Source organism: Yersinia antarctica (assembly GCF_056636475.1).
On the sequence record NZ_JBSJQF010000001.1, the window covers coordinates 2772877 to 2798538 of the forward strand.

Sequence of the window (25662 nt, forward strand, 5' to 3'; positions counted from 1 at the left end):
GACCAATGACCACCCAAGCAGTAACAACCAGTAATCTCCCGCCCGCCGTGGTTGGGTTGAATATTGACGAACCAACGTGGAACGCGCTGAAAAACAGTATTTACCCTGGCGCTAAAGATGATTCAGTCATTATGGCGGTGAGTTATTGCCGCGCCCGCCAGTTAGACCCACTGATGAAACCCGTTCATTTAGTTCCTATGAGCGTGAAAGATGCGGTAAGTGGTAAATATGAAATGCGTGATGTGGTGATGCCCGGTGTTGGGCTCTATCGCATACAGGCAGACCGCTCTGGTAACTATGCCGGTGCACAGGAACCCGAATTTGGCCCTGACCTCACACAAGTTTTTAACGGAGTAGAAATTACTTTCCCTCAGTGGTGCAAATACACCCTGAGCAAACTCATGCCTAACGGCACTATCGTGGAGTTCAGTGCGAAGGAATATTGGCTGGAGAACTATGCGACCGCTGGCCGCGATACCCAAGCACCCAATGCCATGTGGAAAAAGCGGCCTTATGGGCAATTAGCCAAGTGCGCCGAAGCGCAGGCACTGCGTAAAGGTTGGCCGGAAATTGGTCAGCAGCCAACAGCAGAAGAAATGGAAGGTAAAAGTCTTGATGTGAATGAAGGTAAAGAACACAGCCAGGGCAGCCAGCAACCAAGCCAGCCGCAGGCACTACCAGAATACAGCGCGGAACAATTTCAACGCGCTCTTGCTGACTGGACAACGCTAATCAGTAAAGGCAAGAAAACCGCCGCGCAAATCATCAACACCATCGAAAGTAAATACACCCTCACCTCGGCACAAATCAAAACTATCGAACATCTGGAGGCAGAAGATGCAAATCATTAATGTCCAGCAAGGCACGCCAGAATGGCACGCCTTACGCAGTCGCCATTTCACTGCCAGCGAAGCCCCGGTAATGATGGCAGCCTCCAGTAAAATGCGCCGCGATGAATTGCTGAATATGAAGGCCACCGGCTCGGAACGGGAAATCAGCGATTGGGTACAAACCAACTTGTTCGATAAAGGCCACGCGCAAGAAGCCACAGCGCGGGTAATTGTAGAGTCCATTATCGGTACCGAATTATTCCCCGCCACGGCCATCGATGATAATGGCTATTTGTTGGCTTCCTTTGATGGCATGACCATGATGGAAGATGTGCTGTTCGAACACAAAATGTGGAATGCCACTCTGGCGCAGGCTGTAAAAGATAAAGATCTGCCGCCAGAATATTACTGGCAGCTTGAGCAACAACTCCTCGTGAGTGATGCAGAAAAGGTTATTTTTGTGGTTTCGGATGGTACTGAGGATAACTTTGTGTGGATGGAGTATTTACCGGTACCTGGTCGCCGTGAAGCTTTGATGGCGGGTTGGCAGCAATTTGAACAGGATTTGAACGGTTACACAGCCCCTGAGATAAAAGACATACTGCAAGGTAAAGCCTTAATGCGCCTCCCTGCCCTATTGGTGGAGATAGAGGGCGCGGTAAAAGAATCAAACCTGACCGTTTACCAGAATCAAGCGTTGGCTTTTATTCAATCCATCAACACTAATCTGGTGACCGATCAGGACTTCGCTGACGCAGAAGAAACCGTTAAGTTCTGTGAAAAAGCAGAGAAAGAGTTGGATCTGATTAAACAACAGGCACTGTCTAAGACTGAGCAGATTGATCTACTTTTCCGCACCATTGATACCTTGCGCGATGAAATGCGAAACAAACGGCTAGACCTGTCAAAACTCGTTAAGTTGCGCAAAGAAGCTATTCGCCTTGAAATACTGAATAAGGTAAAAGCCGCTCTTGCTGAGCACATTGCCGGTATCAATAAACAGTTGGCTATTGTCACTCTACCTACTATCCCGGCTGATTTTGCCACTGCTATCAAAGGCAAGAAAACCCTCACCTCTTTGCAGAGTGCAGCCAACGATGAACTGGCCCGCGCCAAGATAGCTGCTAACCAATTAGGTGAGAAATATCAGTCCAACTTAGTGCTATTTGCTGATATTGAACCGGCTTATAAAAATCTGTTCGCTGACATCAACCAGATAATTGCCCTTGAGCACGAACATCTGGCGCTGATGATTGATCAACGCATTACCAGGCAAAAACAGATTGAGGAACAACACAGACAGCAGGAAGCATTGCGGCTTGATGAATTGAAAAAACAACAACAGGCAGCGGCAGTGTCCACTACAGAAACAGTCACCGCAAGTACGGATGCAACAGCCCATCAGTCGTTACACCCTGCGGGATCGGTTAACTTTCCTAAACAACTGGGCGGATCGGTAAATACGCCACTAACAGACAAGCCAGCTAATTGGATTGCCCAAATTGATGCTGATTTAGTGGCGGCAGGAATTGAGCTTACTACTGAAACAGTTAACCGCCTGTACAACGCGGTTAAAGCTGGCCGGATCCGCTATTTCTCTATCACGCAATAACCTTTCATAACCTGCCCCGGCAGGCATTCCACAGGTAACCCATCATGACCACACAGGCCACAACTGCCAGTGTGCTGGAGTCATCTCTGCGTCCAGTTCGGGCGCAGTTAGACCTTGCCATCGAGCAGACTACCGGCACCGCACAGCGCTCTATAGAGAGCGCGACTGTTTTACTCAACCAAGCACAGTCCCTATGTATTGAACAACTCAACATCGAGACTGACGAGTACAACCTTTTATTCGACCGTTTAGAAAAAACTGAAAACGACCTAACCACGAAATCCTTGGCGTTAACACAAGTGCAGGAACGCATAGAAAATGCAGACCTGTTAGTCGCTGAAGCCAATGCGCAGCGAGACAGTATCTCAGCCAAATACAATCTTTCACTTTCAGACCAACGCGTGTTGGCTACTGAGGTGAATCGGTTGAAGTCACTGAATCCTGAAAAAATGAAAATCCAGATCGTTCGCCTCAAAGATGATTTGGAGAGCAAGCGCACGCTGTTAAACCAGCAACTAACAGAGATCCGGCGATACAAAAAAGAGGTGGCAGAAAAAACCAGCAAACTGGCTGTCATGGTCAATGTTAATGACCAATTGAATAATGCCGTTTCTGACCTCACCAACCGGATCCAGCGTATGGATGGTGACGTCGAGCCAACCTACTATCGTGGCAATGATGGTATTGAGTTTTACTTTTATACCTTCCAGTGGGGACTGAAACTGCGCTCAGGTGATTATGATATGCAGCTCATTAACGATATTGACTGGCATATTGAAATTCGCTCCACCAGCGGCATTGGCCTGATCGTCTCGGTCAATGAGTGGGCATTACCCGTCTATCCCATGGTTGATGATTTTAAACAGAACTGGCCGGATGGCCTGACCCCAGCGGTTACCCAGCGTATTCGAGATCTGCTTGAGCCTACTCACCCACACTTAGTGAAGCGGGCTGAGTGGGCAGAAACCGTGCTAACCGAAACCCTACCGTTGAAAGAGCAACATTTAGAACTGCTGGCCCGCTCTGGGATCCATTCGTTATTTGATGTTGTCCGTCGTACCCCGGATATGTTGGCTAATGCCGTCAAAGGCTTTGGGATCGCCAGCGCCCGCCAGGTACATGCTCAATGCACCCGAATCGTAAAAGAGTGGGAATTAGAGCAGAAACAGAAGGAAGCCGCATGATGGATGAGGAACTGAACCAGAGTACCGGCAGCTACTTTAAAGAAGATGACCGGGGAGACTATACCGCTCGTATCATCTGGCTAATGCGCTGTCGCGCTGAAATCCGCAGCGGTAACCCCTACCAGCCAATACCGAAGCCGATGTATCCCAATGATGTGCGATGGCCCGGTTTATCTCAGGTGAATACGGTCGATATAGGTATTCGTAAGCGCTACTCACTGGAAGTTTTGCTGGCTATCTATCAGTTTCACCGCGCTGGCCATAATGAAAACTTGATTGCCAGCAGCACCGGTATCCCGGTGACCACTATCCGCAAAATGTTGGAGCATAAAACCCAGAATCAGCGCAAAGCATGGCAATTAGCGCACCAGCTACGTATTCCCTCCCAAAAAGACATTATCAACCGGTTAATACGGGAGATTTAGTTGTAGAGGAAAACCCCATGAGTATGGGTAATTTATTTCGAAAAAATAAACTGAGGACTGACCAATGACCAACGATAAAACTCACCAGATTGATGCACCAACATTTTCTGTATCCCAGCAACCTACTGAGTTACCCCTTTCGGCCTTACTCACTCAGCGTTGCGTCGAGTTTTCCAACAGCCCGAAAGCCTTCGAAATTATCGACAAGGGCATTGAAAAACTCTTCGGGAATCTGATCGATGACGCTTTCGGCTCATATAGCGACTTCGGCAAGGTCATGAAAAACGCAATGAAAGCCGCGCTGCCTACCAACGTAGAGAACATCATCGAGCTGGAACGCTATAACAGCCTTATAACCCGATTAATGCGTGAAAAATGGGAAACGGCTGGTATCGAAAGCGGCATAGTCAAAAAGATGGATGAAATGATAACTGAGTTCACTTCAGAGGGAGTGATACCAAAATTCATTAAAGCATCTGATCTCTGGGCGGCGTTTGTAGAAGATAACAGTGAGAGAGCCAGCGAAGAACGTTGGGATTGTCCTCAATCCCTTATTGAGGATGACCGTGACGGTTTTATTTATGTCGGATTGCACGCTGAACCGGCTGGCGGCTATAAAACGGAAGTTAGCAAGGCATACAACTGCGATGTTTATTTAGGTTTTCGCGCTGAGCGTGTAGATGGATGGAGAGGCGCGCAAATCCTACATGACGAACACCCAGTCTATGAACTGTTTTCAGGCAGTTTGGAGCACAACAAGATACTTGGCAAAAGAATCATCAAAGCATATAGCCGCTTCGAAAAGCTTGTACTTGCGCTATATCACGGTGGAAGCCTCTTAGTGTGGGATTCAGCACCAGACGACCTTTATTACCCTGGCAACGATTAATCAGGAGCGAGGTATGTCTCAGGAACTGGCTTTGAAATTTAGCACCGCAGATCCAGAGCAACTACTGGGCATACTTCCTACGGAAGAGGTGCTGGAAATTATCAAATTCCGTATGCGAGAAGAGGTACAAGCGGAAGTTCGTGGCGAATTCAACGACCGCATTGATGATCTGGAAAATGAGGTAGAAGAGCTTGGCGGGTGGGAAGATACAGCCGACAGGTGGGAGCGTGATGCCATCGGCCTGTATCGTGCTATTGAGCACGCATTAACGGTTCCATGGAACCGAGCAATACCGTTACTCCAAAAAGCAATAGAAGAGCATGGTGGCGATATAGAGCCAATCCCATGAAAATCGAAAAAGGTCGCGCGGCAGTATGGGAACACGCTGCCGAGGCCAACATGCAGGAAACCATCAGGAAGATTGCAGCCCTATTTGATATTGATGACATTGCCATTTTTACCCCCAGTAAGCTTACCTACCTCAAAAATAAACCCCGCAAATATATCCGCATCAGGCCATTGGAAAGTGATGTGGTTATTAATCCAATTACTGGCGCTCATAGCGCTAAGAAGGGAACTTGAAAGCATACAACCTCAATCAGTTGAAAATTATTGCGGCCATCAACGCCGAAATTAGCCGCCAGCACCCTAATATCCCGGCAGACAACCGCATGAATGTCGTCATCGAGGCGGTTAATTCAATTTGTGCAGAATATGCACGCGAGCCCGTTGATATAACACCTGCAATGGGGCTTGATAACTGGCTAGTTAGTGACAAAGTAGGCGCAAGCAGCAAATATATGGCGTCTATATTAAGCCAGAAATTCGTTTCGCGTTATGCTCATCCACATGATTCAGATGATTTCATTCGCTGCATAGGACTTATTAAAGCAGCACCTGAATTCGAGGATAAAATTCTTTTCATGTTCGGTGAAAGTCATGAATGGAGTTGTATTGCTGCTAACTGGAATAGCTGGAAATTACTCGTTGAAAATGGTGAGTTGGATACATTAAATGAGTCAATGCAGAAAACCTATGCCGTTAAGGTAGGTTACTAATGGCTTATTATAAGATATCAACACCAGCCGCCCTCGCAGCCTGGGATAAAGAACAGCGGTTACGTAATGAACTGGTAGATAACGGTACCGCTTTTGCTGCAAAATTTGGTGCAAAACCAATTTTTACTACTGATTTAACTCGGTTCAGCTTTTACGGTGTGGTGTTTCCAGACACCACACCAACCTACGGCGATCCCGCGATATGGACAAAACCCGATAGCACTGCCCGCTATACATGCAGGCCGCGACAGAAACCGCCAAAAGGTTTAGGAGAGGAATCTCGAGCGTTGTTGAAAGTGTGGAATGAAAACTTCCCCAGCCCTTCGGTAGATCGGGATCCCTACTTCAAATCTCTGGGGCTTGACTGGGGAATGCTATTTTTATGTGGTTTAGCTCATTTCCGTCATGGCGATATTATTTACTTCAACACTGGGGCAACCCCCAAAGAAGATTCAGGTGCGATTGAAATACTTGGCACTGAATATAAAACTGCTGAGAATTCTTTTAATAACGAATCTAAATAAGCTGTGTCGTTCATGAGGTTAACTCACCTCACTAATACCCTAGCCTTACTCACTATATTCCTGCCCATAGGCTGGGGGTTGTTTAATTCAATTAAGGAGTAATCCTATGTTTGGATTGTTTCTCTACGTCTGTTTTACATTCCAACCCTGTCAGTATGAACCACAGGGATATATATATCCCGACAAAAGCAATTGCCTTGCTGACATTCAGCAAGAGAGATTACCAACTGAATATGTTTGTTTACCCGTTGACAGTGTATTAATGGCGAGGACAAGACAATGAGCCAAATAATATCGGTAAAAATGGCAAGGCCCAGCGAGGATGAAGTGAAATCTCTTTGGAAACTATTTCACGCAACTGAAGCAGCAGAGGACCGCTGGCACAGGGAATCATCTGAGCAATTTCTGGAACGCCTTGACGATCAAGATATCAGTGATGAAGAGCGCACATTTATTGCCATTGCATGGGATTCCTTGGTACAAGGCCACGGTGGCTTTGGGCGCTTTATGGGAGCCTACGACACTCTGATATATAATTTCCAAGATCCAAATGCTGACTACGTTGCCACTCATCCTAAATTTAATGCTCTTCTGACTGAATCAGAGCTATTGCCCGTGGTACTAGAGGGTTACCACGAGGCTAAAAATACTATTGTTGATCTGGAAAACAGGAATCGAATACTGGCTGCTGAGAATATTCTTCTGCAAGAAAAGGCAGCGCGGGAGTTATCCGGTGCATGGCTAATAAACCGGTTAGTGCTTGGATCTATTGCGGCACTGTCACTCATTCAAGCCGGGCGTCTTATCAATGCAAGAGATTGGTTATTGGAAAATCTAGAGGGTGTAGATATTGATATTCCAAGCTATCAATCTGATACCCAATTAAATGACTGGGCCAATACTCATCAAGTCGGATATTTAAATTATACCCAGGCACTAGAAATCATTAAACAGCAAATGCCCACCACTACTCAGATATTTAACGATGTAAGGGCTCAGGGAGTTGAACTGGCGGCAGATGGATTTCACGAATTGGTATTTTCAGCTATTGAAGAAAATGGAGTAATTAAACCTCTCTTGTATGTCAAAGCTGACTTAATGCAGTTCGCTGCCAACCTGCGGGGTGAACAGAATGTCTGAGAAAAAATACTGCTACCGCTATGTAGACGGCAACGACACCAAAGGTCGTCCAATAGTGATGTTATGGCAAATGCTTGTTATCCGTGAAACGGAAAAGACCTTTTGGTACTGCTCAGACTATCCCCACTTAAGCGTAGAGCAAATTATTCAAACTAATCAATCACCGAATAATAGATGGGTAAAGCGTTGTCTGAAAAATGCCGCACGTTCGCGATATCACTACGCCAAAGAAGAGGCATTTAAGGCGTTTATTTACCGCAAGCAACACCAGTTGGAAAAAATCATGCTAACAAGTGAAACCGTGCGGCTATGTCTTAAAGGGATACGTGAAGCTGGTTTTGTTGAAACAGATAGCGGTGGTGAATTCAACAGCTACAGCAATATTCTATCTGCTCCCGATAAAGAGTTTCGGGCTGCTGAAGAGGCCGGTCCTATCGCTTCAACATATAGTTGGGGTGAATACTGATGAATAAGCATATAGAAGACTTGAGCAAGCCGGTGGCGTGGACTGATGCCGCAGAACTTGCAGAATTGAATGGCGGTACATATGCCAATATTTTCAACGGTAAACACATCAATACCACAGATGGTCAATGGATGGCCCTCTATTCGCAAGAGTACGTTGATTCACTGCTAGCCAAGCTGGAAGCGGCAGAGAAAAGTAACTCATTCCTTAAAGAGCAACTATCTCAGTTGGCTAATTTCAATCCCGATTGGGACAGATTGGAAGCATGCCAAGACAGTTGGCGCGAACTGGCAATATTGCAAAAAGAGACTTTACAACGCGCAGAGGCAGCAGAGGCGCGGCTACTGTGCCAGTTAAGTTACCAGTTGTTCAAAGTTTTGACGGTGATGATTGGTTGTGGAAACCCGGAGTAATCAAGGCAGTCCGTACCGCTGGCTTTCTTGTTGAGGGGGGTGAGTAGTGCGTAATCGTATTAGATCGCTATGCCAATTTAAGGCGAGAGAAGGCGCATACAGCATCGAAAATTACATCCACTGGTTAGTAAACGGAGCTATGTTTTTTGATGCTGATTATCAGCGTGCGTATGTATGGAGAGAAGAAGAACAGCAAGCTTTTTTGTGCACCGTCGTTTCTGGCTTTCCTGTGGGACACGTAGCAATAGCAAAAACACCGGACTGGTGTGAAAAGGACGGAGCATTTATTGAAGTTGTAGACGGGAAACAGCGGCTTACAACGTTGAAGTTGTTCATCACGAATGAAATCCCGATCATAATTGATGGGCAGCGGATTTTATGGCGGGAGTTGTCTCGGCCTGAGCAGTTAGCCTTCGGGCATGCAAGTATGCCTGCATTGATTCTCGATGATGCAAGCCGTGATGACCTTCTGAATTACTTCATTGCTGTTAATTTTACAGGTGTCCCACAGAGCGATGAACATAAACGACATGTTTTGAAGTTAAGGGAAAACCATGAACAAGCTAACTGAGCAGGAATTGCAGATAAAAATGGCGATTAATGACAAATGGCACTTAGTCAAATTAACTCAGATTTGGCCTGATGGTCACCTAATCAATCAATTGGCCCACGCATTAATTGAATCCAACGCAGAACTGGCAGCAATGAAGGAAATTCATCCAAATGAAAATGGTGAACCCAAACAGAAAAAGCTGGTTGGTTGGAGAACGGAGGATTATACGGAAGAAACCAATAAAATTGAATTAGCTCGAAACTGGGCTCCAAATGTTGGCGTTCTTCCGATATTTGAAGGAGATATTAATACCAGCATTTCCACCACCACAATTGATACTACACCGCTCTAATAGCATCCAATAGCTGATCACTAAAACATAGCCCCTTACCACCCCAGACCAAACGACCATAATAGGGCGTAACATCGTTGCGCCCTTTCCTACTGAGGAAAGACCAATGACCAAACTACTGACATTAGAAGAGTGGGCAGAAGAAACCTACCGCAGCAAGCAACCAACCCCCCAGACACTCCAGCGCTGGGCGCGAGGCGGCAATATTTACCCTGCCCCTGAAAAGCATGGGCGGGAATATCGTGTGCAGCCAGGTGCGATTTATATTCAGCCTAAAAGTTATCGGCTAGCAAAAGAAATACTTAAAACATCCCCCAGTACAAGTTCATCGTTAATAGAGAGAATTATTCATGGCAAAGAGGCCAAAAAAGTATGATGCCAATTTGCCAAGAAATCTGACATATCGGCGTAGAGAGAAATCATTTTGCTGGCGCAACCCAATAACTGGCTCTGAAATATCCTTAGGACAAATTGCCCGGAGGGATGCCATATCTCAGGCCATTCAGGCTAACAACTATATTGAATCAACCTTTCAACCTGTAGCCCTACTTGAACGATTGCAAGCCCCTGCCCCAACTCCTGCGGCTAAAGCCGAAGTTAATACCGTAGCGAGTTGGCTAAAGCGCTATTCAGAACTATTAAAGCGTCGCGAGCTGGCTGAGAACACCATGAAAATGAGAGTCCTGCAAATCGGATATATTAACCAAGAATTTGGCGAGAGACCGATCGAGACCGTTACCACTAGGCATATTGCTGATTTTATTAATGCCTATGTCGATAATGGTAAAAGTTCGATGGCGGTAAATCTACGTTCTGTTTTGTCTGATGTCTTTCGAGAAGCAATAGCTGATGGTTTAATTAGCACCAACCCTGTGGAAGCAACACGCACGCCGTCACCAAAAGTTAAGCGGGAACGGCTCGACTATGCTGCCTTTTGCAAAATTTATGAGGCAGCCGGCCAACAGCAGAACTGGGTTCAACTCAGCCTAGCATTGGCGCTAATTACCGGCCAACGTCGTGACGATGTGCGGCAATTAAAAAGAAGCGATGTGCATGATGGCAAGCTTTGGATAGTCCAAAGTAAAACTAAAATGCAGATAGCTATATCACTATCACTTCGGTTGGAAATAATGAATACCTCCGTCAGTGACGTTGTAGAAAAGTGCTTGAATAACAATAAGAGCGAATATCTCATTTGCTCGTCCAGTAGAAAATCAGGCCGGGAGCCCGGTGCATTAAATGCGGACTCACTCACCAAAGCATTTGTTAAAGCATTGAAAGCAACGGATCTGGTTTATGACATATCCCCTCCCAGCTTTCACGAGATCCGCAGCCTGGCATCGAGACTTTATGAAGCTGAGTACGGTAAGGAATTTGCACAGAAATTGCTCGGTCACAAATCGATGAAAATGACGAATGTATACCTGGATTCGCGTAAAAATGAGTGGGTAGAAATTTAGGCCGAGTATAGGATTTCGGGGAAATTTCGGGGGATTTCGGGGGGGAGGAAAAAATACCAATAAAATCAATCAGATAAAAAAAGACCGAATACGATTCCTATATTCGGTCTAGGGAAATGGCTCTTGGGAGAGAGCCGTGCGCTAAAAGTTGGCATTAACGTAGGCTTATTCAGCCGTACTCCTTAAGCGTAGTCGAGTACATGTGTTTCGCCAACTTGGCAATAGAACTAATTAATTACGGTTGTAAACTAATCTGAATGGCGAAAACTCAAACCTATTACTAGTAATAGTAATCATTTGAAAAATACGGGTTAATATTGGTGAGTCTCACAATTTCAGGTTTAATTTTGACACAATGACATTGCACGCTGCTGGAAAGGCGCCAAGCTCATCTTCTGCCCAGGGTTGTTACTGTCATCTAACAACAAAATATCTAACGGCTTCGCTAATACAAGGCCAGATTTCATCTGCTCGGTAGCAATATCATTGAGGGGATATTGCGCTAACGTACTCGGGTTAATCACAAATAAAGCATTACCTGGGCGGCATTCCAGCATCACTTCTTCTCGGGCAAATGCCCATTGCTTACCAAATTCAAATTTACTGACCGTCACTATCTTTCCAGCAGCAATAGCGTTAATTGATAGCATCAGCAACGATAACGTCAGCACAAAACCTTTCATCTTAATTATCCTCAATTAATTGATTGCTTAGATTTTCTCGCATCCAAAGGCTCCAATGCAAGCTCAGTAGCAATATCTGTTACTTATAGCTTTACCCTATACCGGTGCCATAGTGGCAAAAACACTGACTAAGAGTAATACCGCTACACCGAGGATAATTTCCACACAACTATTTACCACTAGCCAATAGTGAGCTTTAGCGGGTAATTGCTTAAGCAATGGAACGATGAGATAACGATTAATCAGTGCAACAATAATCATAAACATCACCAATAACACTTTGCAGAGCAGAAGTATCTGATAAGTAGATGTCAGCGTCAGCGCGGTATCGCCCAGTATAATGATGCTGTTAATAACACCACTCGCCAGTACCAATGCTACGGCCAGATGTCCCCAGCTTGAGAATCGAATCAACGTAGTGATGGCTTCACGTTTGACATCATTATTGCGGGTATAAACGAGGCAAATCAGCAGCGCTGGCAAGCAACCCAGCCAGTAACCCGCACTGAGCAGATGTATGATTTGATTAGTTTGGTGAATCCATCCCACTACTCCAGCATGCATCGCCGCATGCCCGGTAAAAGCAAGACTCGCGAGTAACAGCGTTGAGCAGCCCGCTATCAGTCGATAGTTGCTACGAGTTGAACCCAGCAACACTATCCACATAATCAAAATGGATAAACCCATATGCCATTGCCACACCTGACCGAAGCGTGTACCAAATACTGACCACCAAACGGTCAATCGATAAGTATCAGCCCAACCATCACCCATCATTCCAGCCTGAACGGCTAAAAGCCCCACGGCAGAGATAAGCCCCAGAAAAGTACTGAAGATAAGTAGAGGTGACAGACGGGTTTTGAGTATTGAAGAGAATCGATCTGGTGCTAATACAGCGGTGAATATACTGATGCCAAACATCAGCATCACCGCCAGAAAATGCAAGAAGCGACACAGAACGAATAGAGCCGCCAGAGACATATTATTTCACAGTGAAGCTGTATGTGCCTTTGGTTTTATGACCATCGACAGACACCACGTGCCATGAAACATTATATTTCCCTGCTGTTAATGCATGATCAATAGGCAAAATCAACTGTGTGTTATTCACCGGATCCAATTTTAACGCACCAGTTTTCACTACATTGTTATCAGGGCCGGTAACTTTCACGCCACTGAAATTGAGTTCAATACCTTCAGAGAAACCCAGCGTCACTGCTTCTGGTGCTGAACCGATAGTGGTATCGGCAGCTGGCGACTCTATTTTCAGGTGTGCGTGAGCCAGAGCTTGCTGGCTAGATAGTCCAACAAACAACACAATAAGCGCCGAAAGCATGCGGCAAGAAGAACGGACTTTGCGAATAAACATAGTATCCCTTAATCAATGGGGAAAAGAATCAATCTGCTACCAACCATATCCTATATTGGCAGCGCGAACCCCTATCACTTCCAGTCAATTGCACTACCTGTGAGATAGCACACAAAACAAAACGCCAAATTCTGAGTGGTGATTGAAATATCACCAATAATTGGGCAGTAATTCAACTCGCTGCCTTGTCGTTATTGCAAATGATAACGATTTGAATATAGCAAGTCGAGAAACCATAGCTAAACAATATGCAATTAGCACGAAAACAATAAGATGGAGGGAGTTGTGTAGCTAAGTTAGCGGGGAAAAACGAAAATCGCAGTTCCTGATTCTGTTGATCGAGAATCAAAAACTGCGTCAATCACTCTAACAATACAGATTAAGCTTGAACGTGGCTTTGGGCCGCCATTGTTTTCAGATCTTTATCAACGAAGAACAATGAATTACCGCTGTTACCCACCAAGGCCAGTTTATCAAGAATGGATTTGAACAGTTTTTCTTCTTCATGCTGCTCAGCCACATACCATTGCAGGAAATTGAACGTGGAATAATCGTGGTTTTCCATTGCTGCATGAGCGAGTTCATTAATTTGAGTAGTAATAAGCTGCTCATGCTCGTAAGTCTGCTTGAATACATCAGCCAGAGAAGCAAAATCAATTGGTGGGGCGCTGATCGTACCCAAAACCGGCATAGAGCCTGTCCCGCTGAGATATTCGAACAAACGCTGCATGTGCTGCATCTCTTCTTGAGAATGCTCTTTTAAAAATGCCGCAGCACCTTCAAAACCTTTATCGCTGCACCAAGCACTCATTTGCAGGTAAAGATTCGCAGAGTAAAACTCCAGATTAAGCTGCTCATTGAGCTTTTTTGCCATTTCTGTTTTCAACATAATAATTCCCTTATTTTTATAATGCAGGTAAGCGATGATTATTTTTCGTATTATGCCAAGATAAATACAAAATAAGAACACCCCATTTACAATAAAAACATTAAAAAGATAAAGACAACTCAACCACTTGATTTAAATCATAAAATAATAAAACCCACAAATTACCGTAATTATTATAAGAATCATTCACATTACCGGCGAAATACTAAAAGGAATGATTATTATTTGATTTTCACCTTAAAATAATAATTAATTACAGTGGGTATTAATATTATCCCAATACAGATAACCGATTAATGTGATGGTTTGGTCACATCCGCTACTTGCCAATCCACGTTACCTGCATTACCTTTTGCGCCATACCCCCACAGCCTAAGAAGGAGAAAACGATGGGATATAATCTGACGGAGCTTTCTGACGAAGAAACGGCAAAAATGAATGTTGATTTAGCCGCTTCAGGTGTGGCGTTTAAAGAGCGTTACAATATGCCAGTGATTGCTGAAATGATCGCCCGGGAACAGCCGGAAGAACTGCGTGAGTATTTTTTACAACGCTTAGCTCACTACCGTGCTGAATCAATTAAATTCTCACGCTTACCGTATGAGCCCAAGATAAAGTAAGCGACTAAAAACTCCCGCAGGTATCAAGTTGCGGGAGTGGACCGAATAAGACAATTATGACTTACGCGCAAATCTATCTGTAGCCAGAATCAACTGGTGCAGAATTCCTGGCTCATCAAAGGAATGCCCCGCACCTTCGACAATATGCAATTCAGCCTCTGGCCAGGCTTGTGCTAAATCCCAGGCATTCTGTGGCTGGCACGCCATATCATATCGACCATGAATAATAACTGCTGGAATATGACGAATACGTGTCACGTTATCCAACAATTGGTTATCACTGTCTAAAAAACCTAGATGGGTAAAATAGTGATTTTCAATACGGGCAAAGGCCAGAGCAAAATCATCTTCGCCAAAGGAAGCAGAGCTTTTGGTCGGTAATAATGTAACAGTTTCACCTTCCCATAAACTCCAAATTTTGGCAGCCTCCAGTTGTACCGCCTTGTCAGGTGATGTCAGCCGCTTACGGTAAGCAGCAGTAATATCACTCCGTTCTTCTGGCGATAAAATGGAAAGTATACGTTGCCATTTATCTGGGAAAAAACGAGAGGCCCCATCCTGGTAGTACCAATTCAACTCTTTTTTGCGTAGTGTGAAAATTCCACGCAGAACCATCTCACTGACCCGTTCGGGGTGTGTTTCACCATAAGCCAATGCGAGTGTTGAGCCCCATGAACCACCAAAGATCAGCCACTTATCTACATCCGCCATTTTGCGTAGCCGTTCGATATCATCGACCAAATGCCAGGTTGTATTATTGTCCAGACTGGCGTGGGGTTTTGAACGACCACATCCACGTTGATCAAACAGCAGCACTTTATATTTTTTAGGGTTAAAAAGTTGCCGGTGATAAGGTGCAATACCCCCTCCCGGTCCACCATGTATAAATACAGCTGGTTTACCTTCTGGGTTGCCACAGAGTTCCCAATAAATCTGATGCCCATCGCCGGTGTCTAATAAACCACTGTCGTAGGGTTCATACGCTGGATAAAGCCCACGTAATTGTTCCATTATTTTTCCATGTTTGTTATTAGACATTAAAGTTATCAAAGCCTATACAGCACGCAGGGTCAACGATAAAACATCACATTTACGCCAATCAGCCAATTAATTCCTCCAACTGGCGATAATTACGCCATATCTCAATGCATTCTGCGCAGTTATATCCTCGGGATAACACGATTTAAACGGTAACAAGATAAATTAAGATTTAATAATACTGTTGTTAAACAATAGATTAATTGCATTGATGCTTTATCTCCTTGCAACTTACCCTCATAAGGTGGTTAATAGGTGGGCGTACCAACCTAACCGAAGGTAAAGAGAGGCAAGCCATGAGTAAGGGAATGGACAGCAAAAAGAACGCGAAGAAAAAGCCACTAAAAACTCCAGCTGAGAAAAAAGCGGAGAAACGCGCTAAGAAGTCATCTTCTACCAGCGCAGAATAAACGGGCTTTTCGTCTCGTCAGTCAACCCGCCATATTAGGCGGGTTTTTTGTTGCTATTATTTAGCAATAGTCGGTGGGGGATAGAAATGTATTTTCGTGTTATCGATACCGAAACCTGTGGTTTAGCCGGTGGGATTGTTGAGGTTGCTTCTATTGATTTAGTTGATGGAGCATTGGCTAACCCTATGAGTGATCTGATTAGTCCAGACCGACCAATCAGCATTGATGCGATGGTAATCCACCATATCACTGAAGAAATGGTAGAAGGCAAACCACGAATTGCGGTGGCGATTAGAAGATATCAAGGCAGCCCATATTATGTTGCCCATAATGCGCCTTTTGATCGTGGGGTATTACCGGAGATGGGCGGCCAATGGATTTGTACGCTTAAGCTGGCACGAATGCTCTATCCTGACATTAAGCACAGTAATCAATATCTGCGTTACGCTTTGCGACTGAATGTTTCAGTACCGGATAATCTATACCCGCATCGTGCTTTATACGACTGCTATGTCACTGCGGCGCTATTACAGCGCATTATGCAAGACTCTGGTTGGAACGCCGAACAAATGGCCGAGATAACACAGCAGCCGCTGTTATTACAGACATTTAAATTTGGGAAATACCGGGGCAAAAGCATTGAACAGATAGCCCGGCAAGACCCGGACTATCTGCGTTGGATGTTAGCTTCAATAACTGACCTTACGCCAGATATGCGCCATACCCTGACCTATTACCTGACGTAATATTCCTGACTAGATTAAGCCAAAGCCAGTATGAATGCATATTCCAAAGCGATGTCTTCATACGCTTTGAAACGGCCTGATTTACCGCCATGACCTGAATCCATATCGGTGTAGAGCAATAATTGGTGGTCATCCGTTTTCATTTCACGCAGCTTGGCGACCCACTTTGCCGGTTCCCAGTATTGAACCTGTGAATCATGTAAGCCGGTAGTCACCAGCATGTGCGGATAATCCTGAGCCTTTACCTGATCATAAGGACTGTATTGCTTAATATAGTCGTAATACGCCTTATCGTTCGGGTTGCCCCATTCATCATACTCGCCAGTGGTGAGAGGAATCGATTCATCCAACATGGTGGTTACCACATCAACAAACGGCACCTGTGCCACTACGCCTTTATATAACCCGGGTTCCTGATTGATGACCGTCCCCATCAACAAGCCACCAGCACTGCCTCCCATGGCAAATACACGGTTAGCATCACCATAACCCTCAGTTATCAATGCTTTGGTAACATCGATAAAATCGTTGAAAGTATTTAACTTGTTGAGCAATTTACCGTCTTCATACCACTGCTGTCCCAATTCTCCGCCGCCCCGAATATGAGCCAGAGCGAAGACAAAACCACGATCCAATAGGCTTAATCGGCTACCACTGAATGCGGGATCCATACTGCTGCCATATGAGCCATAGCCATAAACCAACAGTGGATTACTACCTGAAACAAAGTGATCTTGGTGATAAACCAATGAAACCGGCACTTTTACGCCGTCGGTTGCAGTGACCCATATCCGCTCGCTGCGATACTTTTCCGGGGTGAAATTCTTCACTTCTTGCTGTTTCAGTAGCTGGCGCGTACCTGCATCCATATTAAGTTCAAACATTGAACTTGGTGTAGTCATAGAGGAGTAGCCATAGCGCAGCAATTCTGTTTCTGGCTCGGGGTTATAAGCCAACCAGGTAACATAGGTTGGATCATCAAAAGTAATGTATTTCTCTTCGTCAGTGGCCCAGTGAATCTGTCGTAAATGCGTCAGCCCTTCACTACGCTCTTCCACTACCAACCAATCACGGAATAGGCTGAAGCCCTCCAACATAACATCAGTTGTTGGCGCGATTAATGACACCCATTGAGATTCATCGGCAAAATCACGTTGTTCCTTACCTTCTTCGGCTATTTTGTACAAACCGAAATTCTTGCCATCTTTATTTGAGCGTAAATAAAAATGTTGCTTATAGTGGTCCAACCCGTATTCATGGTCTTTACGGCGCGGTGCAAACATCTGTGGTGCGGATTCAGGCTTATCAGCATCCAGCAACAAGATTTCAGATGTAGTGGTACTGCTCAGATTAATAACAATGAAACGTTCAGATGTGGTTTTTTCCAGCCCAACATAAAATGTATCGTCAGTTTCCTGATAAATAAGTTGGTCCAATTGAGGGTCGGTTCCTACTACATGGCGATACACTTGATAAGGCAGTAATGTTTTTTCATGTTTGCGCACGTAATAGAGCGTTTTTGAATCATTGGCCCACTCAAAACTACCTGAGGTATTGCTGATAACTTCTTCGTGCCAAACATCACTTTGCAAATGTTTCACCCGAATATCATATTGGCGACGCGATAAGAAATCCTCTGCAACCGCTAATAGATGATTATCTGGGCTAACATCCAACCCACCCAAGGTATAAAACTCACTGTCCGCTGCCCGTTGGTTGCCATCCAATAACGTTTCCCAACTGCTATCAGCCCAAACCGGTTGACGCACGTAAATAGCATATTCATTACCCGGCTCAAAACGCGTCTGATAGCGATAGCCGTTGCGGATATAGGGGACTGATTCTTCCTGTGGCGGAATTCGCGAAACCATCTCTTGATACAGGGTTTCTCGCAAAGGTTGTTGTGGCTGCAACACTGCGTTGGTGAAATCATTTTCAGCTTGCAAGTAGTTCAGAACATCGGCGTCAGTACGCTCGTCATCACGTAGCCAATAATAGTCATCTACACGGGTATCGCCGTGCATAGTTATTGGATAAGGGCGTTTATCGGCCTTTGGAGGTATGGTCATTGATTGAGTTATCCATCTGTGTTCGTTAACGCGAGAGTGACACGATTACCTGTGGATGCCAAGCACCAGCATATGCTTATAATTTAGCTGAAGGGAGCTAATTAAATGATAAATATGATTATAAAAGAGACCTGAGAGAGTATCCGCCGTGAGGGGGGATAAACAGGTACCAGATACGTTTCCTCCAGCACCTGTTTGGCAGCTATTAACTTTATGCAGACGTTATTCTACCCAGACCTATTTGAGTCAATTACTAATGAGAGGTATACCTATTTAGGACCATTATAGGTAATGCTGCCAGCTTTGCAGTCAAGTACCACTTGGTAGGTTTTGTCACCCTTGTTACCACGAACAGTCATTGGAACCTGCCAGACATCATCCTGACCTGTAATGTCTACCGCGCTAATCCAAACCACTGGGCTATCAGTACCCAATTGTTTCTTATCCGCTTCCCAACGCGTAATTCTGTTTTGCAGAAAATCTCGCTTAACCTGCGTTGCTACCTGAGATTGGTTTAAACCGGGGCAAGCAGGTAATTTCGCTACTCGCGGCTCTTGGGCCTGTACACCACTGGTGATACCCGCCAATGCAGTGATCAATACCAAGGCTAATCCTGTCTTTCTCATCATTCCTCCAAATATTATTATTTCTATCCTATGGTAGGAACGATGATTGAAAGGTAGGTTACAGAGTGAACAGCGTTGCAGGGTAATAATGATAACGCCGTTTAATTAACACCGCGTAAATTCAATCACATAAAACTGTTCCAGCCCAGGATAGATCTCCTTAATCACCTTTTTCAGCTCATCCAATGACATATTTTCTTGCTCCGCATGACGGTCAGACAGTGCCTCCAGCGTGATTGGCGTGACTGATTTGACCATAATGTGGCAGAAGAATACGCCATCTTCATTGCGACATACGCGCAAGGTTTCCCCTGGGCGGAAATCGGATTCACTGCTATCCCGGATGGTGATCGTCTTACGATCTGCCAGAATATCCGCCTCAAATCGGCTAAAGAAGGTGATTTCACGATTCATTTTAGATCCCTTTTTCACTTTCTGCTGAAAGTTGGCAAATTAAGCGGCTTGATTTTCTTCAGATTTGTTTTTTTTCTCTGGTACATTCTTTTCCGCTTTCACTTTTGCTTGCCCATCGACAGGAGTCGCAGGGTTAGCACCTCGAAGAATTTGCCCCAAAGCCTCTTTATTTTCTGCCAGGAAGAAACTCAGCGCTTCGCGTTGATCTTCTTCAAGGGTTAAGGGAGCCTGTGACAGCCACTCAGACAAATTGTCAGCCAAATCCAGCATTTTATCGTAAGCATCGGCTTCTTTTTTGGTTGTGAAAGTCATTTTTTCCTCACCCTGTCTTACCACGACGAATTTTATTTCAACGGCCATTGCTGTATGTCCTTTTCATGTCTTTCACGCCCACAAGTAACTGTACATATAAACAGTATAGTGTGAGTTGTCGGGGGGATGCAACAGTCATCTCCCCTTCGTGTAATTATTTCAATAAACGGGCTTTGCAGTTTTTGCCTTTAATCTTGCCTTGTTGTAATTGCTGTAAGGCACGTTTGGCACTGGCTTTACGGATTGCAACATAGGCATGGACTGGGAACATATCAATCTTACCGACGTCAGCAGCGGTCAGACCGGCCTCACCGGTTAAAGCACCTAAAATATCACCTGGGCGAATTTTTGCTTTGCGCCCACCATCAATGCATAACGTGACCATTTCAGGCTCTAGCATCGTGTTAGCACTACGGCTCACCTGTTCCGCCGGGGTCCATTTCAGTTTTATTTGCAGATAATCTTCAATGGCATGCGCGCGGGACATCTCTTGTGGTGTACACAAGCTAACCGCCAGACCACTCATCCCTGCCCGACCAGTACGACCAATACGGTGCACGTGAACCTCTGGGTCAAAGGCCAGCTCAAAGTTAACCACCAGCGCCAGATCTTTAATGTCCAGGCCTCGGGCTGCTACATCGGTTGCCACCAGCACACGACAACTGCGGTTGGCAAAACGCACCAGCACCTGATCACGGTCACGTTGTTCTAAGTCACCATGCAAAGCCAGCACACTGATTCCACGAGATTCCAATGCTTCATAGACACTTTGGCAATCTTTCTTGGTGTTACAGAAAACCACACAAGAACTCGGCTGATAATGACTGAGAACTGATATCAGTAGCGGCAAACGTTTTTCGCGGGTGGTTTCAAAGAACACCTGCTCAATGGCAGGAACTTCATCGCCATCATCAACTTCAACATTGATTGGTTGGCGTTGAACTCGCGCACTGATTCGTTCGATACCGACCGGATAGGTAGCTGAGAACAGTAGGGTTTGGCGCTGTGGCGGGGTATAGGCAATGACATCGTCGATGGCATCGGTAAAGCCCATATCCAGCATGCGATCAGCCTCATCCAATACCAGAATCTTAAGATCTTCCAGTACCAGTGTTTTCTTACGCAAATGCTCCTGAATACGCCCCGGCGTGCCCACAACAATGTGTGGCGCATGTACCAGTGAATCCAATTGATGCCCCATCGGTTGGCCACCGCACAAGGTCAGGATTTTAATGTTTTGCGTGAAACGGGCCAATCGGCGCAACTCTTTGCTGACCTGATCAGCCAATTCACGGGTCGGGCACAGTACCAATGCCTGGGTAACAAACTCACCGACCGCAATTTTATCGAGTAAACCAATACCGAATGCCGCAGTTTTGCCACTGCCGGTTTTGGCTTTTGCCCGGACATCCTGCCCGTTGAGGATTGCCGGTAAAGCCGCAGCCTGTACCGGTGTCATCTCGGTATAGCCAAGTTCATTAAGATTGGACAACTGCTCAGCAGGCAGCGTCAGGGAAGAAAAGGAAGTTGTGCTCACGGCAGTAACTCTTATAACTGGATGGAATGGCAGCGACAGCCTGAAGGCAAGCGCAAGATTTTGGCGCGATAATACCAGAAATGGGGGCATTGCCGGAGTTAAACCGCAAAAAACAAACCAAATACGCAATGCGCTGCGCATATATTGATATCGACTCACTGCCATTCGCCAGATACGCAATCGTTTTCGTTGCCATTTTGCCGTATACTGGCGCCCGTAAAATTGATCGCGCGACAAATAAATGTGCAACTATCCCACTGATGTAGGTACCTAACTATGCTAACTATTGGAACCGCTCTGCGCCCAGGCGCTACCCGTGTCATGTTGCTTGGCTCTGGCGAGTTGGGTAAAGAAGTGGCTATCGAATGCCAAAGACTGGGGCTGGAAGTGATTGCCGTGGATCGCTATGCAGATGCACCCGCCATGCATGTTGCCCATCGCAGCCATGTAATTAATATGCTGGATGGCTCGGCGCTGAAACAGTTGGTCGAACAGGAAAAACCGCACTATATCGTGCCAGAAATAGAAGCTATCGCCACCGATATGCTGGTTGAACTCGAGATGATGGGCCAACGGGTCGTGCCTTGTGCCGAGGCAACCCGGCTGACGATGAACCGTGAAGGCATTCGCCGTTTAGCGGCAGAAACCCTGCAATTGCCAACCTCTAGCTACCGTTTCGCCGACACTGATAGCGCATTCCGTCAGGCCGTTAGTGAAGTGGGTTATCCCTGTATCGTTAAGCCAGTAATGAGTTCTTCCGGTAAAGGCCAAAGTCTGATCCGCAATGCAGGTCAACTGCAAACCGCCTGGGATTATGCCCAACAAGGTGGCCGCGCCGGGGGTGGCAGAGTGATTGTTGAAGGCTTGGTTCGTTTTGATTTTGAAATTACCCTGCTGACAATCAATGCTGTTGATGGCATCCATTTTTGTGCGCCTATTGGCCACCGTCAGGAAGATGGCGACTACCGTGAGTCTTGGCAACCACAGGTGATGAGTGAGACCGCCTTCGCGCGCGCAAAAGCGATCGCGTCTCAGGTGGTGAAAGCTCTCGGCGGTTATGGCTTATTTGGCGTGGAATTATTTGTTTGTGGCGATGAAGTGATTTTCAGTGAAGTGTCACCGCGCCCGCACGATACCGGCATGGTGACGTTAATTTCACAAAATATGTCTGAGTTCGCATTACATGTCCGGGCATTTCTTGGTTTCCCGATTGGCACTATCCGTCAATATGGCGCGGCCGCTTCAGCGGTTATTTTACCTGAATTGACCAGCCAGAATATTGCTTATCATGGCTTAGAAACTGCGTTGACTGGCGATACGCAAATTCGCTTATTTGGTAAACCTGACATTGCCGGCAAACGGCGTTTAGGGGTGGCGCTGGCCGTCGCTGATGATATCACTACCGCCATCGAAGTAGCGAAACGAGCCGCAGCGGCTGTCGTGGTCAGTGGGTAACCCTCAGCCCGTTCATCTGGTTATCCCATAAAAAACCCGCCAATTAACGGCGGGTTTAATCAGTTGCTATCCCGAGCTTATCCCTCGTACGGATCCTCAATGTCATCCGCATCTTGCTCATTATCACGGCGATAATCAGATTCATCATGATCATCAAAATCAGTATCTTCAAAGATAGCCATGGCTTGTGGATCATCTTGGTGCCGCTCACGGATTTCTGCGGCCACCAGTGCGATCGCTTCACCACTGCTCATACCTTCTGACATGAATTTGTGAATACGTTCGACAGCTTCTTGCTGTTCCTCATGGGAAAGTGAAGGCATACCCGCTAGCATTGATTCATCTCCAACATATAATTGATTAAGTATACCTGTTTATTCGGGTCTGCGGTGAATTGACTGCCCCAGACGACCCGCCCGCCAATTTATGCTAATCTTCACTGCGGCGCGCTGCGAACTGCGTCATCGCGCCCCCAATATGTCCATCCGAAAGAAAAGAATAGTGACTCATGAGTGTGAAATCCCTGACCATCAAAGCCTTGCCTTATCAGCCTGACGCCCTGCTCCAACAATTTGCTCCACTCGCCAATCAAAGCTGGGCAATGCTGCTGCATTCGGGATTCGCAGAACATGCTCATAATCGTTTTGATATATTGGTCGCTGACCCGCAGGTAACACTCACCACTCGGGGCCTGCAAACGGAGATAATCAGCGCGCAAGGCCGAGTCTGCTCCCCGGCAGATCCCTTCTGTTTATTACAGCAGCAGCTCGATAAATTCGCCTTGCCACTGCCATCACACCCTGACCTGCCATTTCTGGGCGGTGCATTGGGGTTATTTGGTTATGACCTGGGCCGTCGAGTTGAGAAGTTGCCGACACTGGCCGAACAAGATATCGCATTACCGGATATGGCGGTCGGCTTGTATGACTGGGCGCTGATTGCCGACCATCATTTGCAGAAGCTGACGCTGGTGTGTCATGGGGATGCCGAGCAGCGCCTACTCTGGCTACAGCAGCAACAGAGTCCTAAAGCTCCCCAGTCATTCACACTGACCAGCCCATGGCAGGCCAATATGTCGCGGGCGGAATATGGCGAAAAATTCCGCCAGATTCAAGAGTACCTGCACAGTGGTGACTGCTATCAAATTAATCTGGCACAGAGATTCAGTGCTGAATATCAAGGTGATGAATGGCAAGCCTTTCTGTCGTTGAGTCGCAGTAATCGCGCACCGTTTTCGGCCTTTATCCGCTTGCCACACAACGCCATACTGAGTGTCTCGCCGGAGCGCTTTTTATGGCTGGAAAACCATCAAATTCAAACCCGCCCGATCAAGGGCACACTGCCACGTTTGGAGCTCCCCGAGCAGGACCGCTTGCAGGCTGAACGGTTAGCTAACTCACCGAAAGATCGGGCTGAAAATCTGATGATAGTGGACCTGCTGCGCAACGATATTGGCCGTGTGGCACAACCAGGTAGCGTGCGGGTGCCTGAGTTATTTGTTGTTGAGCCTTTCCCGGCAGTGCACCATTTAGTTAGCACCATTACCGCGACCCTGCCTGCTGAATGCCCGGCGACGGCGCTGCTTCGAGCCTGCTTCCCCGGTGGTTCAATAACCGGAGCACCGAAGATTCGTGCCATGGAGATCATCGAACAACTGGAGCCACAGCGGCGCAATGCCTATTGCGGTAACATTGGCTATATTAGTTGCTGTGGTACGATGGATACCAACATCACCATCCGCACGCTGTTGACCGAAAACGGCAAAATCTATTGTTCTGCCGGTGGAGGAATTGTGGCTGATAGCCAGGAGCAGGCTGAATATCAGGAAACATTTGATAAAATCGCCCGCATTTTGCCGCAACTGGAAATGCCTGGCGTTGAAAAAGACAGCTTATAAGCGAGCCATTCTGTGAGTGAATTATTTATCGGGCAAACTTTGTCTGAATTTATCAGCCGGTTTCAACTGCAACTGCCCCAAGCTGGCAGCTTTACGGCCAATAGCCACCATGCCGCGGTTTTAATTCCGATAATTTGTCGACCAGAGCCTACTTTACTGCTGACACGGCGCTCTGATCATCTGCGTAAACATGCCGGTCAGGTCGCCTTCCCCGGCGGCAAAGCAGACAGGGAAGACAGTTCATTGATTGATACCGCACTGCGTGAAGCGCAAGAAGAGGTCGCTATTCCTGCTTCGGCGGTACATGTCCTCGGGCAACTGGCGCCATTAGACAGTTCCAGTGGTTATCAGGTCACCCCGATTGTTGGTTTGATCCCCGCTAATATTGCCTTTCATGCTAATGAAGAAGAGGTGGCTGGTCTGTTTGAAATGCCCTTACACGAGGCGCTTAGCCTTTCACGCTACTATTCTCTGGATATCCATCGTGGAGGTGTCAATCACCGGGTCTATCTTTCTTGGTATGAGAGCCAGTTTGTCTGGGGCTTGACGGCGGCAATTATCCGGCGGCTGGCACAACAGGTGAGTATTTAATCTAAAACCATCACTCAAGCATGGGTAATGAGTGACACACCTCACAGCGTTGCCGCTAAAAAAGCTGAATTACAGCATAAAGCGATCCCTATCACCCCAT

The 25662-nt window shown here is 46.2% G+C and carries 32 protein-coding genes; 21 read left to right on the forward strand and 11 right to left on the reverse strand.

The annotated features are described in order from the left end of the window. Window positions 1-5 precede the first annotated feature (5 nt). The 16 genes from bet to ACWJJO_RS12975 all read left to right on the forward strand — a co-directional run bounded on the left by bet (window position 6) and on the right by ACWJJO_RS12975 (window position 10906). Window positions 6-851: a phage recombination protein Bet gene (gene bet / locus ACWJJO_RS12900; RefSeq protein ID WP_240912935.1), complete on the forward strand. Its 846-nt coding sequence runs from the start codon at window positions 6-8 to the stop codon at window positions 849-851. Continuing rightward, window positions 838-2442 (forward strand): YqaJ viral recombinase family protein, encoded by a 1605-nt coding sequence (locus tag ACWJJO_RS12905; RefSeq protein WP_481091112.1) that lies wholly within the window; start codon window positions 838-840, stop codon window positions 2440-2442. Before bet ends, ACWJJO_RS12905 begins: the two co-directional genes overlap by 14 nt. 44 nt (window positions 2443-2486) lie before the next feature. Then, complete coding sequence (locus ACWJJO_RS12910) at window positions 2487-3626, forward strand: coiled-coil domain-containing protein (RefSeq protein WP_219648517.1); 1140 nt, start codon at window positions 2487-2489, stop codon at window positions 3624-3626. Further along, entirely contained in the window at window positions 3623-4051 is a 429-nt protein-coding gene (locus ACWJJO_RS12915) for a hypothetical protein (protein ID WP_481091113.1), read from the forward strand. The genes ACWJJO_RS12910 and ACWJJO_RS12915 overlap by 4 nt, the downstream gene beginning before the upstream one ends. 64 nt (window positions 4052-4115) lie before the next feature. Beyond that, a complete protein-coding gene (locus tag ACWJJO_RS12920; RefSeq protein ID WP_223300586.1) occupies window positions 4116-4940 on the forward strand; it encodes a hypothetical protein in 825 nt (274 codons plus the stop codon). A gap of 31 nt (window positions 4941-4971) precedes the next feature. Next, window positions 4972-5289 carry a hypothetical protein gene (locus ACWJJO_RS12925; protein ID WP_145489460.1) on the forward strand — a complete coding sequence of 106 codons (318 nt, stop codon included), beginning with the start codon at window positions 4972-4974 and terminating at the stop codon, window positions 5287-5289. Further along, window positions 5286-5522 carry a hypothetical protein gene (locus tag ACWJJO_RS12930; RefSeq protein WP_481091114.1) on the forward strand — a complete coding sequence of 79 codons (237 nt, stop codon included), beginning with the start codon at window positions 5286-5288 and terminating at the stop codon, window positions 5520-5522. Before ACWJJO_RS12925 ends, ACWJJO_RS12930 begins: the two co-directional genes overlap by 4 nt. Further along, window positions 5519-5998 carry a hypothetical protein gene (locus ACWJJO_RS12935; RefSeq protein WP_481091115.1) on the forward strand — a complete coding sequence of 160 codons (480 nt, stop codon included), beginning with the start codon at window positions 5519-5521 and terminating at the stop codon, window positions 5996-5998. The genes ACWJJO_RS12930 and ACWJJO_RS12935 overlap by 4 nt, the downstream gene beginning before the upstream one ends. Beyond that, window positions 5998-6522: a hypothetical protein gene (locus ACWJJO_RS12940; protein ID WP_481091116.1), complete on the forward strand. Its 525-nt coding sequence runs from the start codon at window positions 5998-6000 to the stop codon at window positions 6520-6522. Before ACWJJO_RS12935 ends, ACWJJO_RS12940 begins: the two co-directional genes overlap by 1 nt. Window positions 6523-6801: 279 nt before the next feature. Then, a complete protein-coding gene (locus ACWJJO_RS12945) occupies window positions 6802-7662 on the forward strand; it encodes a hypothetical protein (protein ID WP_481091117.1) in 861 nt (286 codons plus the stop codon). Beyond that, the gene (locus ACWJJO_RS12950; RefSeq protein ID WP_481091118.1) at window positions 7655-8128 is read left to right on the forward strand and encodes a hypothetical protein; all 474 of its coding nucleotides are present in this window, start codon (window positions 7655-7657) and stop codon (window positions 8126-8128) included. Before ACWJJO_RS12945 ends, ACWJJO_RS12950 begins: the two co-directional genes overlap by 8 nt. After that, window positions 8128-8541: a hypothetical protein gene (locus ACWJJO_RS12955; protein ID WP_481091119.1), complete on the forward strand. Its 414-nt coding sequence runs from the start codon at window positions 8128-8130 to the stop codon at window positions 8539-8541. Before ACWJJO_RS12950 ends, ACWJJO_RS12955 begins: the two co-directional genes overlap by 1 nt. 46 nt (window positions 8542-8587) lie before the next feature. Then, window positions 8588-9112, forward strand: coding sequence for a DUF262 domain-containing protein (locus ACWJJO_RS12960; RefSeq protein WP_481091120.1), 525 nt, complete (start codon window positions 8588-8590; stop codon window positions 9110-9112). Then, the gene (locus ACWJJO_RS12965; RefSeq protein WP_481091121.1) at window positions 9096-9446 is read left to right on the forward strand and encodes a hypothetical protein; all 351 of its coding nucleotides are present in this window, start codon (window positions 9096-9098) and stop codon (window positions 9444-9446) included. Before ACWJJO_RS12960 ends, ACWJJO_RS12965 begins: the two co-directional genes overlap by 17 nt. 106 nt (window positions 9447-9552) lie before the next feature. Beyond that, a complete protein-coding gene (locus tag ACWJJO_RS12970; RefSeq protein WP_050877594.1) occupies window positions 9553-9822 on the forward strand; it encodes an excisionase in 270 nt (89 codons plus the stop codon). Then, a complete protein-coding gene (locus ACWJJO_RS12975) occupies window positions 9797-10906 on the forward strand; it encodes a site-specific integrase (RefSeq protein ID WP_481091122.1) in 1110 nt (369 codons plus the stop codon). The genes ACWJJO_RS12970 and ACWJJO_RS12975 overlap by 26 nt, the downstream gene beginning before the upstream one ends. Window positions 10907-11247: 341 nt before the next feature. On the opposite strand, the gene ACWJJO_RS12980 is transcribed toward ACWJJO_RS12975, so the two are convergent. The 4 genes from ACWJJO_RS12980 to ftnA all read right to left on the reverse strand — a co-directional run bounded on the left by ACWJJO_RS12980 (window position 11248) and on the right by ftnA (window position 13847). Continuing rightward, entirely contained in the window at window positions 11248-11589 is a 342-nt protein-coding gene (locus ACWJJO_RS12980; protein ID WP_481091123.1) for a YebY family protein, read from the reverse strand. Window positions 11590-11685: 96 nt separating this feature from the next. Then, the gene (gene copD, locus ACWJJO_RS12985; protein ID WP_372569260.1) at window positions 11686-12570 is read right to left on the reverse strand and encodes a copper homeostasis membrane protein CopD; all 885 of its coding nucleotides are present in this window, start codon (window positions 12568-12570) and stop codon (window positions 11686-11688) included. 1 nt (window position 12571) lies between these two features. Continuing rightward, the gene (yobA, locus tag ACWJJO_RS12990) at window positions 12572-12958 is read right to left on the reverse strand and encodes a CopC domain-containing protein YobA (RefSeq protein ID WP_083158610.1); all 387 of its coding nucleotides are present in this window, start codon (window positions 12956-12958) and stop codon (window positions 12572-12574) included. 379 nt (window positions 12959-13337) lie between these two features. Further along, the gene (ftnA, locus tag ACWJJO_RS12995) at window positions 13338-13847 is read right to left on the reverse strand and encodes a non-heme ferritin (protein WP_083158609.1); all 510 of its coding nucleotides are present in this window, start codon (window positions 13845-13847) and stop codon (window positions 13338-13340) included. Between the two features lie 389 nt (window positions 13848-14236). On the opposite strand from ftnA, the gene ACWJJO_RS13000 reads away from it, so the two are divergent. Next, window positions 14237-14467 carry a DNA polymerase III subunit theta gene (locus ACWJJO_RS13000; protein WP_083158608.1) on the forward strand — a complete coding sequence of 77 codons (231 nt, stop codon included), beginning with the start codon at window positions 14237-14239 and terminating at the stop codon, window positions 14465-14467. A gap of 54 nt (window positions 14468-14521) precedes the next feature. Here ACWJJO_RS13000 and pip read toward each other — a convergent pair whose 3' ends face one another. Continuing rightward, entirely contained in the window at window positions 14522-15478 is a 957-nt protein-coding gene (pip, locus tag ACWJJO_RS13005; RefSeq protein WP_083158607.1) for a prolyl aminopeptidase, read from the reverse strand. Between the two features lie 523 nt (window positions 15479-16001). Between pip and exoX the strand changes: the two genes are divergently transcribed. Then, window positions 16002-16661, forward strand: coding sequence for an exodeoxyribonuclease X (gene exoX, locus ACWJJO_RS13010; protein ID WP_083158606.1), 660 nt, complete (start codon window positions 16002-16004; stop codon window positions 16659-16661). A gap of 14 nt (window positions 16662-16675) precedes the next feature. Here exoX and ACWJJO_RS13015 read toward each other — a convergent pair whose 3' ends face one another. The 5 genes from ACWJJO_RS13015 to dbpA form a co-directional block, all read right to left on the reverse strand. Beyond that, on the reverse strand, window positions 16676-18730 hold the full coding sequence (locus ACWJJO_RS13015; protein WP_481091124.1) for a S9 family peptidase: 2055 nt from the start codon (window positions 18728-18730) through the stop codon (window positions 16676-16678). Window positions 18731-18999: 269 nt separating this feature from the next. Beyond that, window positions 19000-19356 carry a protein YebF gene (gene yebF / locus ACWJJO_RS13020; protein WP_265331620.1) on the reverse strand — a complete coding sequence of 119 codons (357 nt, stop codon included), beginning with the start codon at window positions 19354-19356 and terminating at the stop codon, window positions 19000-19002. Window positions 19357-19461: 105 nt separating this feature from the next. Beyond that, on the reverse strand, window positions 19462-19770 hold the full coding sequence (yqfB, locus tag ACWJJO_RS13025; protein WP_083158603.1) for a N(4)-acetylcytidine aminohydrolase: 309 nt from the start codon (window positions 19768-19770) through the stop codon (window positions 19462-19464). Between the two features lie 39 nt (window positions 19771-19809). Continuing rightward, on the reverse strand, window positions 19810-20130 hold the full coding sequence (locus ACWJJO_RS13030; RefSeq protein ID WP_083158602.1) for a YebG family protein: 321 nt from the start codon (window positions 20128-20130) through the stop codon (window positions 19810-19812). 106 nt (window positions 20131-20236) lie between these two features. Then, entirely contained in the window at window positions 20237-21619 is a 1383-nt protein-coding gene (dbpA, locus tag ACWJJO_RS13035) for an ATP-dependent RNA helicase DbpA (RefSeq protein ID WP_083158601.1), read from the reverse strand. Window positions 21620-21895: 276 nt separating this feature from the next. On the opposite strand from dbpA, the gene purT reads away from it, so the two are divergent. Next, entirely contained in the window at window positions 21896-23074 is a 1179-nt protein-coding gene (gene purT, locus ACWJJO_RS13040) for a formate-dependent phosphoribosylglycinamide formyltransferase (RefSeq protein ID WP_481091125.1), read from the forward strand. A gap of 77 nt (window positions 23075-23151) precedes the next feature. Here purT and ACWJJO_RS13045 read toward each other — a convergent pair whose 3' ends face one another. Further along, entirely contained in the window at window positions 23152-23409 is a 258-nt protein-coding gene (locus tag ACWJJO_RS13045; RefSeq protein WP_083158598.1) for a YoaH family protein, read from the reverse strand. A gap of 173 nt (window positions 23410-23582) precedes the next feature. Here ACWJJO_RS13045 and pabB point away from each other — a divergent pair, with 173 nt between their 5' ends. Next, window positions 23583-24971, forward strand: coding sequence for an aminodeoxychorismate synthase component 1 (gene pabB, locus ACWJJO_RS13050; RefSeq protein ID WP_083158597.1), 1389 nt, complete (start codon window positions 23583-23585; stop codon window positions 24969-24971). Between the two features lie 12 nt (window positions 24972-24983). Next, a complete protein-coding gene (locus tag ACWJJO_RS13055; RefSeq protein WP_083158596.1) occupies window positions 24984-25562 on the forward strand; it encodes a CoA pyrophosphatase in 579 nt (192 codons plus the stop codon). Window positions 25563-25662: the final 100 nt, after the last annotated feature.

Excerpts from the sequence above, each read along its gene's own strand:
- ACWJJO_RS13045 (WP_083158598.1), bottom strand. The coding sequence starts at position 23,409 with ATGCTAGCGGGTATGCCTTCACTTTCCCATGAGGAACAGCAAGAAGCT.
- ACWJJO_RS12965 (WP_481091121.1), top strand. The coding sequence starts at position 9,096 with ATGAACAAGCTAACTGAGCAGGAATTGCAGATAAAAATGGCGATTAAT.
- ACWJJO_RS12920 (WP_223300586.1), top strand. The coding sequence starts at position 4,116 with ATGACCAACGATAAAACTCACCAGATTGATGCACCAACATTTTCTGTA.
- yobA (WP_083158610.1), bottom strand. The coding sequence starts at position 12,958 with ATGTTTATTCGCAAAGTCCGTTCTTCTTGCCGCATGCTTTCGGCGCTT.
- ACWJJO_RS12950 (WP_481091118.1), top strand. The coding sequence starts at position 7,655 with ATGTCTGAGAAAAAATACTGCTACCGCTATGTAGACGGCAACGACACC.
- ACWJJO_RS12975 (WP_481091122.1), top strand. The coding sequence starts at position 9,797 with ATGGCAAAGAGGCCAAAAAAGTATGATGCCAATTTGCCAAGAAATCTG.
- ACWJJO_RS13030 (WP_083158602.1), bottom strand. The coding sequence starts at position 20,130 with ATGGCCGTTGAAATAAAATTCGTCGTGGTAAGACAGGGTGAGGAAAAA.
- ACWJJO_RS12970 (WP_050877594.1), top strand. The coding sequence starts at position 9,553 with ATGACCAAACTACTGACATTAGAAGAGTGGGCAGAAGAAACCTACCGC.
- ACWJJO_RS12905 (WP_481091112.1), top strand. The coding sequence starts at position 838 with ATGCAAATCATTAATGTCCAGCAAGGCACGCCAGAATGGCACGCCTTA.
- purT (WP_481091125.1), top strand. The coding sequence starts at position 21,896 with ATGCTAACTATTGGAACCGCTCTGCGCCCAGGCGCTACCCGTGTCATG.
- ACWJJO_RS12945 (WP_481091117.1), top strand. The coding sequence starts at position 6,802 with ATGAGCCAAATAATATCGGTAAAAATGGCAAGGCCCAGCGAGGATGAA.
- ACWJJO_RS12980 (WP_481091123.1), bottom strand. The coding sequence starts at position 11,589 with ATGAAAGGTTTTGTGCTGACGTTATCGTTGCTGATGCTATCAATTAAC.
- ACWJJO_RS12910 (WP_219648517.1), top strand. The coding sequence starts at position 2,487 with ATGACCACACAGGCCACAACTGCCAGTGTGCTGGAGTCATCTCTGCGT.
- yebF (WP_265331620.1), bottom strand. The coding sequence starts at position 19,356 with ATGAGAAAGACAGGATTAGCCTTGGTATTGATCACTGCATTGGCGGGT.
- ACWJJO_RS12955 (WP_481091119.1), top strand. The coding sequence starts at position 8,128 with ATGAATAAGCATATAGAAGACTTGAGCAAGCCGGTGGCGTGGACTGAT.
- ACWJJO_RS13015 (WP_481091124.1), bottom strand. The coding sequence starts at position 18,730 with ATGACCATACCTCCAAAGGCCGATAAACGCCCTTATCCAATAACTATG.
- ACWJJO_RS12915 (WP_481091113.1), top strand. The coding sequence starts at position 3,623 with ATGATGGATGAGGAACTGAACCAGAGTACCGGCAGCTACTTTAAAGAA.
- ftnA (WP_083158609.1), bottom strand. The coding sequence starts at position 13,847 with ATGTTGAAAACAGAAATGGCAAAAAAGCTCAATGAGCAGCTTAATCTG.
- exoX (WP_083158606.1), top strand. The coding sequence starts at position 16,002 with ATGTATTTTCGTGTTATCGATACCGAAACCTGTGGTTTAGCCGGTGGG.
- ACWJJO_RS13000 (WP_083158608.1), top strand. The coding sequence starts at position 14,237 with ATGGGATATAATCTGACGGAGCTTTCTGACGAAGAAACGGCAAAAATG.
- ACWJJO_RS12930 (WP_481091114.1), top strand. The coding sequence starts at position 5,286 with ATGAAAATCGAAAAAGGTCGCGCGGCAGTATGGGAACACGCTGCCGAG.
- pip (WP_083158607.1), bottom strand. The coding sequence starts at position 15,478 with ATGGAACAATTACGTGGGCTTTATCCAGCGTATGAACCCTACGACAGT.
- bet (WP_240912935.1), top strand. The coding sequence starts at position 6 with ATGACCACCCAAGCAGTAACAACCAGTAATCTCCCGCCCGCCGTGGTT.
- pabB (WP_083158597.1), top strand. The coding sequence starts at position 23,583 with ATGAGTGTGAAATCCCTGACCATCAAAGCCTTGCCTTATCAGCCTGAC.
- copD (WP_372569260.1), bottom strand. The coding sequence starts at position 12,570 with ATGTCTCTGGCGGCTCTATTCGTTCTGTGTCGCTTCTTGCATTTTCTG.
- yqfB (WP_083158603.1), bottom strand. The coding sequence starts at position 19,770 with ATGAATCGTGAAATCACCTTCTTTAGCCGATTTGAGGCGGATATTCTG.
- ACWJJO_RS12940 (WP_481091116.1), top strand. The coding sequence starts at position 5,998 with ATGGCTTATTATAAGATATCAACACCAGCCGCCCTCGCAGCCTGGGAT.